This is a genomic window from Kangiella aquimarina DSM 16071, assembly GCF_000374105.1.
Taxonomy (GTDB): Bacteria; Pseudomonadota; Gammaproteobacteria; order Enterobacterales; family Kangiellaceae; genus Kangiella; species Kangiella aquimarina.
Map to the genome: position 1 here is coordinate 1,394,693 of NZ_KB893650.1, position 13,037 is coordinate 1,407,729.

A 13,037-nucleotide genomic window follows, 5' to 3' on the forward strand; every position below is an offset into this window, starting at 1 on the left:
TTGCATTAAGGCCGCGCTTAACTTGTTATCGTATTTGTGTAAATATTAAGCTTTATAAAAACGTTACGTAATTTTATCTATGGAAACTGTAGGGTTTGAGTTAAGAAAGCTAGCTATCAGCAGAAGAGGTTGTGAGGAGAAGGACCTTTTCGCAAGAAGCGCATTCAATCGGTTTTATTATTCAGCGTTTTTAAAGACAAGAAGCACCCTAAAAATACTCAATCCTAGCTGGGGAAAATCGAAACATGCCAATTTACCGGAATTATTAGAAGGTAAGGTTATTAGTTTGGTTAAGGCTGAGTTGAAAAAACAGGTCGCTCAAGGGTTAATTACGATTGGACATAAAAGTCACAAGATTAACTCTCTAACCACAGCAACAACAGAGCTTGCAAACTTATTGAGAAGTGCATATGAGTTGAGGTGTATAGCAGACTACGAGCCTGAAATTAGCGTGGTAATAGAAGATGATAAATTTTCATTACAAGACATAACAATTGATGAAGCTGGTAACTGGCATAGTAGAGTGGGACATTTTTGTGGAGTAATACTAAGCGCCTGGAGGTATGCTGGACTTGTTCACTAAACAACTAATACTTGAAAATACACCAAAAGAGTTGCACGCATGTATTTCTAATGTCCGATATAGAGATGCTGATGAAACTATTTTAATTTTCATAAATAAAAGACACATTTCTAATACTAAAAAGAAAAATTATATTTCAGAACGTCAAATAAGAAGATTGATAGTCAATCTTAAGGATATTTTTTCAAAAGAAGTTGAGGTTATTTTTCAGAGTGATATAGAGATTGAAGAAAGTTTAAAATCATTATTGAAACTTAAATATGGAGATGACTTATTGTCACTTTTCATTTCTTTTAAAAATCACAATACAGCTCATGCTTGGATAGAGGTTACAGAGCTTAACGAAATATTGAAAGAAGGATTAGAAAAAAAATTAAAAATACTTTTAGATGAGTTGAGTATTTACTTAGAAGAAATAGAATGGATAGATGCTTTTTCGAAGATGCCAAATACTATGGCAATTTTAAGATATATTAAGATACATCAGCCTGTGAACTTGAGCTTTTTAATGCGAGAACTATCTACCCGATATGAAAATTTGAATGAGAAATGGCTCTCGAAAGAGCTTGACAAATTAAGGAAGAGTAACTTGCTAATATGGGATAAAAAACAAGAAAAATATTGCATTACTGAAAAGTCCTTAGGTCTTATTCCATCAACCGTTAGTGCAAATAGTTCTGATGTAGAGCGGGTTCTTGCATTAGGAAAGAAAACATGGTGAAATATTTTTTAGGAGTGGTGCTAATGGTTTGCGAGGGTGTGTATCATGCCCGTGAGCAAAGAGCTAATATAGAAGGGTGTTGGATACTTATCCTGCGCTCCTTCGAAGCACATGATAAGTATCCAACACGCACAAAGAAACTGTTTTGTATTAAGGCGTCAGTGCTATGAATGCTCCACCGCTCCTAGTTTCTTACTCAACTGTTGAGTCTTATTTATCTGCACTGTCTCAAGATTCAGTATCATCTTATCAAAAAGAAATTAATGATCTAGTAGCTAGAGGGTTACCTCCTGTTGTAAATACAAAGCTATTAGGCTTGCTTTTTGGTCTTTCCAATAAATTTATTACTTCATTATTAATAGATAAGAAAAGGCATTATCGTAATTTTAATTTAAGAAAGAAGGGTAAAGTAAGAACTATAAATGCTCCTAAAATGTCCTTAAAAGTTATTCAAAAATGGTTTGGCTCTCATTTGGCTTCAAGCATTGATTATGCAAGCTATGTTTATGGATTTATCCCAGGTAGAAAAGCTTTAGATGCTGCTAAAGTTCATTGTGGTAGTAGGTGGGTTTATTCTATTGATATTGAAGATTTCTTTCCATCGACGCCTTCCGAGCTTGTTTATGAGAGCCTAAAATCATTAGGATATACTGAGCTTGGAAGTAAAATTATTACAGAAATCTGCACATTAGATGGATATTTACCTCAAGGAGCGCCTTCAAGTCCGGCACTATCAAATCTAGTTGCTAAGAATTTAGATAGGCATCTTTATAAGTTATCAACAGATTTGGGGGTAAAATATACAAGATATGCTGATGATATAGTTTTCTCAGGAGCTGAAGATTTTCCAAAGAATTTACCTGAGATTATAATTGAAATCTTTGCCGATACACCATGGAGTTTGTCCGAACGCAAGAATTACTTCGCTGATACCCTCCTAGGGCATCGATTAAAGGTTCATGGACTTTTGGTAAAAGAAGATGCCGTCAGATTAACGAAGGGATATAGAAATAAAATAAGAGCTTATAAACATCTTTTAGAACAAGGAAAAATAAAAGATAGTGATCTACAAAGAATAAAAGGTCATTTAACTTATGCTAAATTAATAGATAATGATTCAGAACTTTGATTCTAATTTAATACGTTACTCAATTATTTCTTTTACTTTCTAAGTGTATACTTGCTTATGTAGTTAACAAAGCTGGTCATGAGTATTGGTTGGCCGTCATAAGGCCTCTTTGCTCTTCCCTGAACTTCCTTCTATACTGAGCTCCTGTGTCTAACTGCAGGAGTTCTTTATGTTTCACACCTCTTTGAAGTATCTTGTCTCTTCTATTTTCCTTTCAGGGCTTTTAGTTGTTTCAGCTGATGCTGCTGATAAGTCAACGCAACCGGAACAACTTCCATCATTATTAGATGTTAAGGCTTATGAGGTTGAGTGGGGCGGTCGTCCGCGTGATCCTTTTGTGGCTCCTGATGGGATGGTGTGGTTTTGTGGTCAGGCAACGAATTACATTGCTCGACTTGATCCTGAGTCGGGGGAGATGACGAAGTTTGAGATTCCTGAGGGTAGTCACCCGCATAATTTGATTGTGGATAGTGAAGGCTTCGTCTGGTATGAGGGAAATCGGAATGGACATATTGGGCGCATCAACCCTGAAACTGGCGATATAAAACAATACCCAATGCCAGAAGCCGTTCAAGATCCGCATACGTTGGTTTTCGATTCGAATGAGAATATCTGGTTCACTGCGCAGCATTCAAACGTGATTGGGCATTTAAATGTTGATACTGGTGATGTGCGTTATATCAGCATGACCAAGAAGCGTTCCCGTCCTTATGGTATTAAAACCGATGCTAATGACAATGTCTGGTCTGTATTACTTTGAACCAACAAGCTGGCTTTTGTTGATAAAGAAAGTTTTGCCTTAAGTGAAGTTACCATTCCTCGTGACAATGCTCGACCACGCCGTATGGAGATAACTGAAGACGGTAATGTCTGGTATGTGGATTTTATGGGCGGATATTTAGGCCGGTATAACCCTGAAAACAAAAAGTTTGAGGAGTGGCTATTGCCAGCAGGCGAGAGCAGTCGTCCTTATGGTACGGCGTTAGATGAAGATGGTGTTATCTGGATTGCTCAGACAGGCCCATACCCTAACGAAATGGTTGGCTTTGATACGAATAAGGAACAGTTTATCAGCAGCACAGTCATTAAAGAGGGCGGTTCGATTCGTCATATGTACTACGATCCTAAAGCCGATTCCTTTTGGTTTGGAATTGATACTGGGTATATTGCCAGAGGAAAGGTAATAGATAAGGACTCTGAAAAAGGAGAGTAAAGCTAGTTACTGGTAGGGGCAGGCCGATGTGCCTGCCCGGTTTGATACCACTGGATAGCAGATTTAAAAGCAGATCCTGACTTTCGTCAGGATGACAAGTGTTTGGTTTTTATAGGTTGGGTTTACCCAAAGGGCAGACACACAAACCGCTGGATGACGAAAAAGATTACTCTGTTTTCTCTTTCATCCAGTCTTTAAGCTCATACCACCAATAGCTCATTTGGGCTGCTATTGGGCCGAATGGGCCACCATTCCAGGGTAATCCCCAAGGCTGGAAGTTTTTATAAGTGTCATTTTGTTTGGTGATAGCCGCAGCTAGGATTTCACCGGCGGTAGTAGTCGGCGCTACACCATGACCGCCAAAGCCTATGCCATACCAGACATTTGGAGCAAGCTCGCCAATTTGTGCCATCTGATGACGGGCATAACCCATCCAGCCTTGCCAGTTATAGTCGACTTTTACGTCTTTGAGCTCTGGAAACACTTTCGCCAGATCGTGGCGTAAAATGTGATCCAAATCTTTCGGTTTCTTTGTATTCGCGTTAATTCGACCACCCCATAAAATTCGTGTGTCTTTTAACGGGCGGTAATAATCAAACGCGAAACGAGTATCGTAAACCGCCGCCTGAGTATTGATATAGTTCTGCAAGTCATCCCCAAGCGGCTCGGTGGTCATGACGTATGTAGCGATTGGCAGAATAGAATTCGCCACAGGCTTGCATAAGTCACCAATGTAGCCACCGCCAGACAATACAACGTTCTTTGCCTTAATGTTGCCATTGACGGTTTTAATGATTTTAGTGGCGCTCTTGTAGTCGATATCCGTTACCGCGCAATCTTCGAAAACTTGCCCACCTTGAGATTGAATCTGCTTTGCAATACCGCGGGCATAATTCAGTGGATGAAAGTGCATCGCGTTGGGTTCAAATAAAGCGCCATGGTAGCGGTCGGTTTTGAGCTGCTCGCGAAGCGCTTCAGGCTCAATGTATTGCCACTCTGTGCCCATCTTGTCACGCATAAAAGCCTGCTCATCAAGGAGTAGCGATTGATCCTTAAACCAATTAGCCCATAGGACGCCTTCATCCACCAGGTCACAGTCGATGTTGTATTTTTTCACACGCTCACGGATTAGGTTGACGCCTTCAATGGTCAGGTCGTAAAGTTCCTTCGCTTTAGCTTCACCAACCTGTTTAATGAGCTTTCTAGGACCTAACGAATAGCCACCGAACACAAAACCACCATTGCGCCCTGAACAGCCATAGCCAACTTTATGTTTTTCAATTACTGCGACATTGGTGTGGCCACGCTCAATTAAACTCAGAGCCGTCATTAGACCAGCATAGCCACCGCCAATAATACAGGTCTCAACCTCTAGATTCTGAGGGAGTGGGTTGGTTTCCAGTTTAGAGTTCAGCGTAGCTGCGTAATAGCTGTTAGGGTAGTTGGCCATAGTGACTGAGATCGGGAAATGATGCGCCAAATCATAATGTAAGCAGGGCAATAGTCAACCGAACTGGATGTCTATTTGAGCAGGTAGGATGAGCAGTGAGTTTTCCCAAATATTAGATGTAGGGGCAATTCATGAATTGCCCGTACGCCTGAATTAATGGAATATTCAGTAGCGTGAATCTTTGGTAACCGTGTTGGGTAGCCCGTATTAGAGCCTAATTGACCTTATCAATGATTGAGCCAGGCTAGACCTAACTCAATCTAAAGGTTACTCTGTCTTCACTAAAATATTAATGTCTTAATTCAGATGAACCGTTTTCGACTCTACCGATACCTGCTGGGTATAAACCTGCCGCCAATCCTCGGCGCAATACTATTTTATATTTATGTTGATTTTACGGACGATGGAACGGTAACACTCATTGACTCAGGCGATGACCCGTTTCTTCCTATCCGTGCATTGCTAGAAATTATAGGATTTGCCTACATGTTTGTTGGCATTCAGGCGCTGATAGCTACGGCGATTATGGAATTCCTCGTTTTAACAAAAGTAAAATTCTTTGTCCTACAGATGGTTATTGCAGGTTTCCTGGGGTTAATCAGTGGTGGCGTTCTTGGCGAATGGCTGTTTTTGGTAATCGGTCTTATCGTTGGGTTTTGTGCGGGTTACGGGTTAATTCTTATTAAGAACAAAGAAACAGCAATTAATGTAGCCAGCAAAACATGATAGGAATTATATTACTTGCCATTACCTGGTTACTATTGCGCATAGAAGGACGCTCGTTATCTGCAATGGTTTGAACCAACCCTTAATTAGAACGCAGGAATTTTTGGCTGGCTTTTGTATTGCTGCGTTGTTTGCAGTTGCTCAATTCACACTTGCTGCTGAGGTTGCTGATTTTTCATGGAAGATCAATTCTAATTATGGCTTTAACGAACTTGCTAACAGTTTACGCTGGGTTTTCAACTCAGTCATTTTTGAAGAGCTTATCTTTAGAGGGTATCTACTCTATAAGTTGATTCAGTGGCTTGGTCCCAAAAGGGGAGTTGCTTTATCTTCGATTAGTTTTGGAATCTATCACTGGTTTTCATATCAAGTATTTGGCCAATGGATGAATATGTTGTTTGTCTTTATCATGACGGCAACGTTTGGACTGATGCTGGCGTATGCTTTTTATAAAACCCGCTCAATCATTCTTCCTATCGCTTTGCACCTAGGATGGAATATTGTAACTTTAACAGTGTTTTCGAATGGCTCTATCGGGGAGCAATATCTTTATTCTGACCCAGAAGGCGGCATCAAACTGTTATCAGGTTATAGTGCATTATTGATAAACTTGGTCCTACCATTGTGCTTGCCCCTTCTTGTTTTGATGGTGTTGAAGAAAGCGCAGCTTAAAGGTAGGGTGAATAGTTAATATATTCTATCCAGAAACGTTCACATTTCCTCGACTTTTCTAATGGACAATACTGCTAGGCCAATTTTATAGAGTCAGCAGTATGTATATCGATAAAGAGCAAATCAATCGTTTAGATAGAAAGTTTCGGTTGAATCTGATTAACAGTATCACTGGTATTAAGCCAGCTAACCTGATTGGCACCAAGTCGCAAGAAGGAGTATCTAATCTGGCGATCTTTAGCTCAGTAGTCCATCTCGGCAGTGATCCAGCCCTTATCGGTATGATAGTACGCCCAGACAGTGAAGTGGCTAGAAATACCTTCGATAATATCAAGGACATGGGTTACTACACTATCAACCATGTTCCTCTGACTTTGACTCGTCAGGCCCATTACACCTCTGCTAAATTCCCTGCCGATATTTCAGAATTTGAGCGGTGCGCAATTGACGAAGAATATCTGAAAGGTTTTCCCGCACCATTCGTCAAAGACTCCCACATTAAATTTGGTCTTAAACATGTTCAATCAATACCCATCGAATTAAACGGTACAACCTTAGTGATTGGTGAGATTCAATTGGTAGTGGTTCCAGATTATGCGGTCAATGAAAAAGGGTATATTGATTTGCAAACTTGTGACACAACGGGAGTTGCTGGGTTAAATCAATATTACTGTTTGAGTAAAGAAGCGGAATACCCTTATGTAAGGTTGGAAGAGGTGCCAGAGTTTTAGTCAGACAGCTCTAAGTTCTTAGCACAACACATGACAATAATGATGAGCAGCGTTAGTATTGAACGATAATTTATCGTAAGACTAAGGAAAGGTTATGAGCACTAATGTTGAGTCGAATGTGCGTCAGGAGCCTGATCAGGTTCTGGTTGATATTGCTGAGTATGTTGCTGACTATGTGGTTAACAGTGATGAGGCAATGGAGACGGCGCGTTACTGCCTGATGGATACTCTGGGCTGCGGCTTTCTCGCGTTACGTTATCCTGAATGCACCAAGCACCTGGGGCCAGTCGTCCCTGGAACGATGGTTCCCTTTGGTTCGCGAGTTCCCGGTACTCAGTTTGAACTCGACCCTATCAAAGCCGCATTTGATATCGGTTGCATGGTGCGCTGGTTAGATTTTAATGACACCTGGCTGGCAGCGGAGTGGGGGCATCCGTCAGATAACCTTGGTGCCATATTGTCAGTAGCAGACTTTTTAAGTAGGCAAGCCATTGCCGAAGGTTATTCGCCTATGACCATGAAGGATGTACTTGAAGCCATGGTTAAAGCGCATGAAATACAAGGTGTATTGGCACTAGAAAATAGCTTTAATCGAGTTGGCCTCGACCACGTTATCCTCGTAAAAATAGCATCCACCGCAGTGGTTACCCATATGCTTGGTGGCGAAAAGGAGGATATTATTGATTCCGTTTCACAGGCTTTTGTGGATGGGCAATCATTACGCACCTATCGGCATTCACCTAATACAGGCTCAAGAAAATCGTGGGCAGCAGGCGATGCCACCTCTCGTGCGGTTCGCATGGCTATGATTACCATGACCGGAGAAATGGGCTATCCCGGAGCGTTAACCGCAAAGGGCTGGGGCTTCTACGATGTATCATTTGGTGGAAAAGAATTCCAGTTCCAGCGCGATTACGGCTCTTATGTTATGGAAAATATCCTATTCAAGATTTCTTATCCTGCAGAGTTTCATGCGCAAACTGCAGTAGAAGCAGCCATTCAGTTGCACGACCAATTGAAAAACAGACTTGATGACATAGTGAGAATTGAGTTGACGACACACGAATCAGCCATTCGTATTATTTCCAAAGAAGGGCCATTGCATAATCCAGCCGATCGTGATCATTGCTTACAATACATGGTCGCTTGCGGACTCCTGTTCGGTGATTTAGTGGCGGAATACTACGAAGACGATATCGCAAGTGACAAGCGAATTGATAATTTACGCGATAAAATGTCAGTCGTAGAAGATAAAGATTACTCAGAAGAGTATCACAATCCAGAAAAACGAAGCATTGCCAACGCCATACAGATCTTCTTCAAGGATGGTAGCTCAACCGATAAAGTCGAAGTTGAATATCCATTGGGTCATCGATTCCGTCGGGATGAAGGGATTCCAGTTCTGGTAGATAAATTTAAAAAGAATGTGTACACACGATTCCCTAAAAGACATGGTCAGGAAATTATCGATCTTTGTTTAGATGAAGAGGCATTTCTCGAAACACCGGTGAATGAGTTTATGAATTTGTTAGTGATTTAAAACTTCGCTTCGATAACATGCTTTTGTATTCCATGACATGAAACCTTGGGGTATTCATAAATTAAACATAATCGTTACAGTACAATCGAACCTAACTTATTACACAGTTTTGTCCATAGAGAACTAATATACTGTTTTAACAAATACTAAGAAATTCAGGTTAGAAGGATATGACTATTAAGTTTTCCACTTTTTTTATCCCTCAAGCAAAGATCATAAAACGTTGTTGTATAACAATGACGTTTGCTTTTTTAAGCACTTGTTTCATGGTTTCAATGGCGCAGGCTGTTTGTACGACCGAATCCCGAGGCAGTACTCCTAGCGGTGCCTGGGAGTTGCTTATGAATGAAATTGCTGCAATGGGTAGTTTCCCAGAAGCTAGCTTCGAAATTGGTAGTCAAAAGGTCTATAGGATGCGAAAGACGGGAGATGTTGGCACTAGTGACCGTTGGCTACAAAGTTTAAGAAGGCTTGCTCCTCGTATCGAAGAGCTTCAACGTTATTTTCCGACGGCTGCTGAGCGGGATGCTGCGGAGAGAAGGGAAAGGGAGGGTGATGAAGAGGCGTTAATTTATACACCAACGCCACCTGACAGACCTGTACTAATAATAGAAAGTGAAATCAACATTATTGATAATCCAGCATTTACTCACTGTACTGCAAGAGATCAAATTCATGACCTGGCAAATTATTTGGGTGATGACCTGGATAAAGAATTGCTACGAGGATTGTGCATAATCTTTATTCGATCGCATGTCATTGAGGGTGAGACCAAGAGTCGTTTTATTTTGTCGCATGAATGGATGCATACCATGCAGCATGGTTCTTACAATATTGCTGAAATGGAGCAGTTATGGTGGATTGAAGGTTCAGCTGATTGGGGCGCGCATAAGGTTGTCGAGGGCTTTACCGAGCGTGACCATAAGATTGAGCAGTTCTTTGATCGGCAGCCGGATTGCTCGTTGACTCAGCATGACTATGATGCGCAAACTTTCTTTTTCTGGGGTGAGCAAACGTTTGGTACGGATTGGGGAATTTCACTCGGTATGGGTGGGCCAGAATATCTCGATGAGCCGGAGCGAGCTGCACAAATCTTACCGCCCGAGCAATGGCTAGATTGGGCCACTTCTCAGGCTGATCATAAGATTACTATGCCCGATGAGCGTGATTTACCCTTCAATGCTAAAGTTGAACTGCTCGATTTAGAGCATTCTTGTGAAGCATCAATTGAAGGCCCTCCATTGTCAGTTCAATTACGAGAGCTACGCTTTCCGGAGGATGCTGCTTCATTAGTGACTATCGAGCCTGGAGAAGCACAGCTGGCTTATCGATTGCTTGATGCAGATGATGCTGGTCTACCAAGTTCTTGGACTCGAGTTACAGATACTGTAGAAATAGAACCGACCAGCGAGCCTTTGCTTTTAGCAGCGATTATGCCCTCAGGCAATGACTTAAACATTCAAATCAAACTGGAAAATAGTGATAGAGCTAATTGTGCTTGTCATATTGGTCGTTGGGAGGAGGTAGCTACCGCGGACTCCGAAGCCCAGGACACCTTCGCGGGGGCTCTTGAAGCGATAGATAATGCTCGAGCTTTCGTACCCCCTGAACAATTAGCTGAGCTTGAAAAAGCCAGACAGATGATCAGCTCATCAGATACCAAAGACAGGTTCCGTTTTAGAGGAGCGGCTGAGCAAATCTTTGAGATGGGTGGAGAAGGTGAAGTGACTTATGATAATGACGGTCCCATTGTGACCTTTAAAGGAGGAGGGGAATTTATTATCGAAGATCCTCATCGAATTTATGGTGACAAAACGGAGGTTGATTATCACACCTATATCCATTCAGGACGTTGGGACATTATTGGAGGCAAATTAAAAATTGATCTGCAAAAGTTTACTTTTGAAGGGACTGTTGAAGGCCCCATATCAGATGGCCCACAAAGTATTTCAGGGAGTAATCGTAACACGAGCTATGTTGGCGGAGGTGGCGACTGGATTATTTCTTGTGAAGGCGCTGGACTGAAACTGATTCCCGCTGATCCCTATGAACGTGGACCTGGAAAAGATGCGGTATTGAAAGTCCCTGAGTAATGAAACTTTTTATGCTGAGTATATCATTGTTCATTGAAATATGATCATTAGGGAGCTGACTACTTAATACCTTTAATGCGCTCCCATAATGATTTGCCTTGCAGGCTTTTTATGGCTTGATCAATGGCTTCAAATACATCAATGCCTATGTCTTTTGATACGGTATCGACCAGTTGTTCTGATTGATTGAGATAGGTTTGGACCTTTTCAGTTTGTGACTTACCCTTTACTGTTAATGAATAAAGGGTCCGCCTTTTGTCTTCTTTGTCCGGCCGCTGTTTGATCAGTCCCAGCTTGATCAATTTAGGAAGCTTTTGTTTCACCAGCTGGTGTGATTGTTCAAGATCTCTGGCAATATCCGCCAATGATGCTTGCTCTAATTTGTGCAGACACAGAAGGGTTGAGCATGATTTGATAGGGACTATGATTCCCAGGTTATCGAATATCGGTTGGGTTTGTTGTTCAATCAGGTTGCTGAGGTCTTCAGCTCGTTTTCCTAATAGCGCTTTGTTGCTCATCATCTTCTAACCCTTGTTTCTATGCTAGAAAGTATATTGTTTGACTTAGGATAAGCAATAAATGTAACATGTTGCGCAATATGTTGCAAAATATACTGGTTTCGACAGAACAAACTAAGGGATAACGGAATGAATAGACGGTCTTTTCTTACTAACACGGCTTTAGCATCTGCAGCCTTGGGATTGAATTTAACCTCTGGCGGTTTATTAGCTTCGACCAATGAAAAGAGGATGATTAGCCGTGAACAATACAAGAAATGGTTTGTGTTTGATGGATTAGGCGTTTTATATGACATCAACGATCCGACTGGCGGCATTCAGGATAATTGGCGCATGACGGATCGTTTAAGAAACGATTTGTTGGCGAGTGGCTTGAGTTGTTACCGCCAGACGACAGGAGCTCCTTTTCCCGCGTACCCCGGCGATGACGTCTTTGAAACCAGCGTAAGTATATTAAGCCAGCATCATAAACTCATCGATGCCAATTCAGATGTACTGACTTTGGTTCGAAATTTTGATGATATTATAAAGGCCAGAAAAGAAAACAAAGTTGCAGTTACCTTAGGCTTTCAAAATAGTCATGTGATTGGTAGTAATCTTGATCACATTGAAACTTTTAAGCATCTTGGCATTTTAACCATGCAGCTGACCTACAATGGCCAAAATCAAATTGGCGGTGGGGCAAATGTTAGTCCACGTTTACCTTTAACCGAGTTTGGCCATGAGGCTGTTGAGAAAATGAATGAACAGAATGTCTTGATCGATCTCAGTCATAGTGGAGTTCGAATTTGTCTTGAAGCTATTAAAGCCAGTAAAGCACCAATAACCATCAGCCATAGTGGTTGTCGTGCTCTAGCAGATTTTCCTCGTAATAAGACGGATAAAGAATTGCGTAGGATGGCCGATAAAGGTGGGTTATTTGGTGTTTATTTCATGCCTTTCCTGGCACCTGATAGCAAAGCAACGTCAGAGCATCTGGTTGCGCACATTGAGCATGCAATCAATGTCTGCGGTGAAGATCATGTTTCGATTGGCACCGATGGTGGTTATACGGGTATTGACGATATGCAGAAGGTAAGAGCCAGTACAGACAAGATGACTCAGCATCGAATCGATAATGGTGCTGCTGCCGCTGGTGAAAAAATCGGTAATTTGAACTTTATGCCTGATATTGTTGGTCCTGAACAGTTTTACTTGCTCGCCAATAAGCTTGCAGAAAGAGGCCACAACAGCACTCGAATTGAAAAGGTATTGGGGTTAAATGCTTATAATCTTATGCGAGAGGTTTGGGGATAACCTAATATTTTTTTGGGTTAGTGGTGCTCGTAGGTGTTACATTGAAGAGCTTTTGCGTTGTGAGTCGATCTAGTTAGCAAGTAATTATCGTAGTTGGCTATCTTTGCTCCCGCGACGATTCATACCGGCGGAGGCTTTTATTTCTTTCTCATACTCTTCCTGGCACTTAATACAAAAACGTACACCTTTTATCGCCTGTCTGCGAGGCTCAGGTATTTTGACATCGCACCATTCACAGTGTGTAAGTGACTCACCTGCAAGGTTCATTTCGCTACGCGCACGCTCAACGCCATCTTTGATGGTGCTTTCAATTTGTTCCTGTACGGCGCCTTCGCGCGCCCAACCTGAAGCCATAGGATTAAAGA

General features: G+C 41.6%; 14 protein-coding genes. 11 read left to right on the forward strand and 3 right to left on the reverse strand.

Annotation, left to right across the window (positions count from 1 at the left end):
- Positions 1 to 79 precede the first annotated feature (79 nt).
- The 5 genes from B158_RS0106745 to B158_RS13505 all read left to right on the forward strand — a co-directional run bounded on the left by B158_RS0106745 (position 80) and on the right by B158_RS13505 (position 3,646).
- Positions 80 to 583, forward strand: coding sequence for a hypothetical protein (locus B158_RS0106745; protein WP_018624603.1), 504 nt, complete (start codon positions 80 to 82; stop codon positions 581 to 583).
- The gene (locus B158_RS0106750; protein WP_156823050.1) at positions 573 to 1,304 is read left to right on the forward strand and encodes a hypothetical protein; all 732 of its coding nucleotides are present in this window, start codon (positions 573 to 575) and stop codon (positions 1,302 to 1,304) included. Before B158_RS0106745 ends, B158_RS0106750 begins: the two co-directional genes overlap by 11 nt.
- A 166-nt stretch (positions 1,305 to 1,470) precedes the next feature.
- Positions 1,471 to 2,433 carry a reverse transcriptase family protein gene (locus B158_RS0106760; protein ID WP_018624606.1) on the forward strand — a complete coding sequence of 321 codons (963 nt, stop codon included), beginning with the start codon at positions 1,471 to 1,473 and terminating at the stop codon, positions 2,431 to 2,433.
- 169 nt (positions 2,434 to 2,602) lie between these two features.
- On the forward strand, positions 2,603 to 3,193 hold the full coding sequence (locus B158_RS13500; protein ID WP_018624607.1) for a Vgb family protein: 591 nt from the start codon (positions 2,603 to 2,605) through the stop codon (positions 3,191 to 3,193).
- An 84-nt stretch (positions 3,194 to 3,277) separates the two neighbouring features.
- Positions 3,278 to 3,646: a Vgb family protein gene (locus tag B158_RS13505; protein WP_018624608.1), complete on the forward strand. Its 369-nt coding sequence runs from the start codon at positions 3,278 to 3,280 to the stop codon at positions 3,644 to 3,646.
- Between the two features lie 166 nt (positions 3,647 to 3,812).
- Here the strand turns inward: B158_RS13505 and B158_RS0106770 are convergent, their stop codons facing one another.
- Positions 3,813 to 5,096 carry an NAD(P)/FAD-dependent oxidoreductase gene (locus B158_RS0106770; RefSeq protein WP_018624609.1) on the reverse strand — a complete coding sequence of 428 codons (1,284 nt, stop codon included), beginning with the start codon at positions 5,094 to 5,096 and terminating at the stop codon, positions 3,813 to 3,815.
- Positions 5,097 to 5,402: 306 nt separating this feature from the next.
- Here B158_RS0106770 and B158_RS13385 point away from each other — a divergent pair, with 306 nt between their 5' ends.
- The 5 genes from B158_RS13385 (at position 5,403) to B158_RS0106795 (ending at position 10,858) form a co-directional block, all read left to right on the forward strand.
- Complete coding sequence (locus B158_RS13385) at positions 5,403 to 5,822, forward strand: hypothetical protein (RefSeq protein WP_156823051.1); 420 nt, start codon at positions 5,403 to 5,405, stop codon at positions 5,820 to 5,822.
- Positions 5,823 to 5,949: 127 nt separating this feature from the next.
- A complete protein-coding gene (locus tag B158_RS13175) occupies positions 5,950 to 6,513 on the forward strand; it encodes a CPBP family intramembrane glutamic endopeptidase (protein ID WP_169334650.1) in 564 nt (187 codons plus the stop codon).
- Between the two features lie 82 nt (positions 6,514 to 6,595).
- Positions 6,596 to 7,225, forward strand: a complete 630-nt coding sequence (locus B158_RS0106785; RefSeq protein ID WP_018624612.1) for a flavin reductase family protein — start codon at positions 6,596 to 6,598, stop codon at positions 7,223 to 7,225.
- A 94-nt stretch (positions 7,226 to 7,319) separates the two neighbouring features.
- A complete protein-coding gene (locus B158_RS0106790; RefSeq protein WP_018624613.1) occupies positions 7,320 to 8,765 on the forward strand; it encodes a bifunctional 2-methylcitrate dehydratase/aconitate hydratase in 1,446 nt (481 codons plus the stop codon).
- Between the two features lie 341 nt (positions 8,766 to 9,106).
- Entirely contained in the window at positions 9,107 to 10,858 is a 1,752-nt protein-coding gene (locus tag B158_RS0106795; RefSeq protein WP_156823052.1) for a hypothetical protein, read from the forward strand.
- 59 nt (positions 10,859 to 10,917) lie between these two features.
- On the opposite strand, the gene B158_RS0106800 is transcribed toward B158_RS0106795, so the two are convergent.
- Positions 10,918 to 11,379, reverse strand: coding sequence for a MarR family winged helix-turn-helix transcriptional regulator (locus tag B158_RS0106800; RefSeq protein WP_018624615.1), 462 nt, complete (start codon positions 11,377 to 11,379; stop codon positions 10,918 to 10,920).
- A gap of 126 nt (positions 11,380 to 11,505) precedes the next feature.
- Here B158_RS0106800 and B158_RS0106805 point away from each other — a divergent pair, with 126 nt between their 5' ends.
- Positions 11,506 to 12,672, forward strand: a complete 1,167-nt coding sequence (locus tag B158_RS0106805) for a dipeptidase (protein WP_018624616.1) — start codon at positions 11,506 to 11,508, stop codon at positions 12,670 to 12,672.
- Positions 12,673 to 12,756: 84 nt separating this feature from the next.
- Here B158_RS0106805 and B158_RS0106810 read toward each other — a convergent pair whose 3' ends face one another.
- Complete coding sequence (locus B158_RS0106810) at positions 12,757 to 13,026, reverse strand: DksA/TraR family C4-type zinc finger protein (protein WP_018624617.1); 270 nt, start codon at positions 13,024 to 13,026, stop codon at positions 12,757 to 12,759.
- Positions 13,027 to 13,037 lie beyond the last annotated feature (11 nt).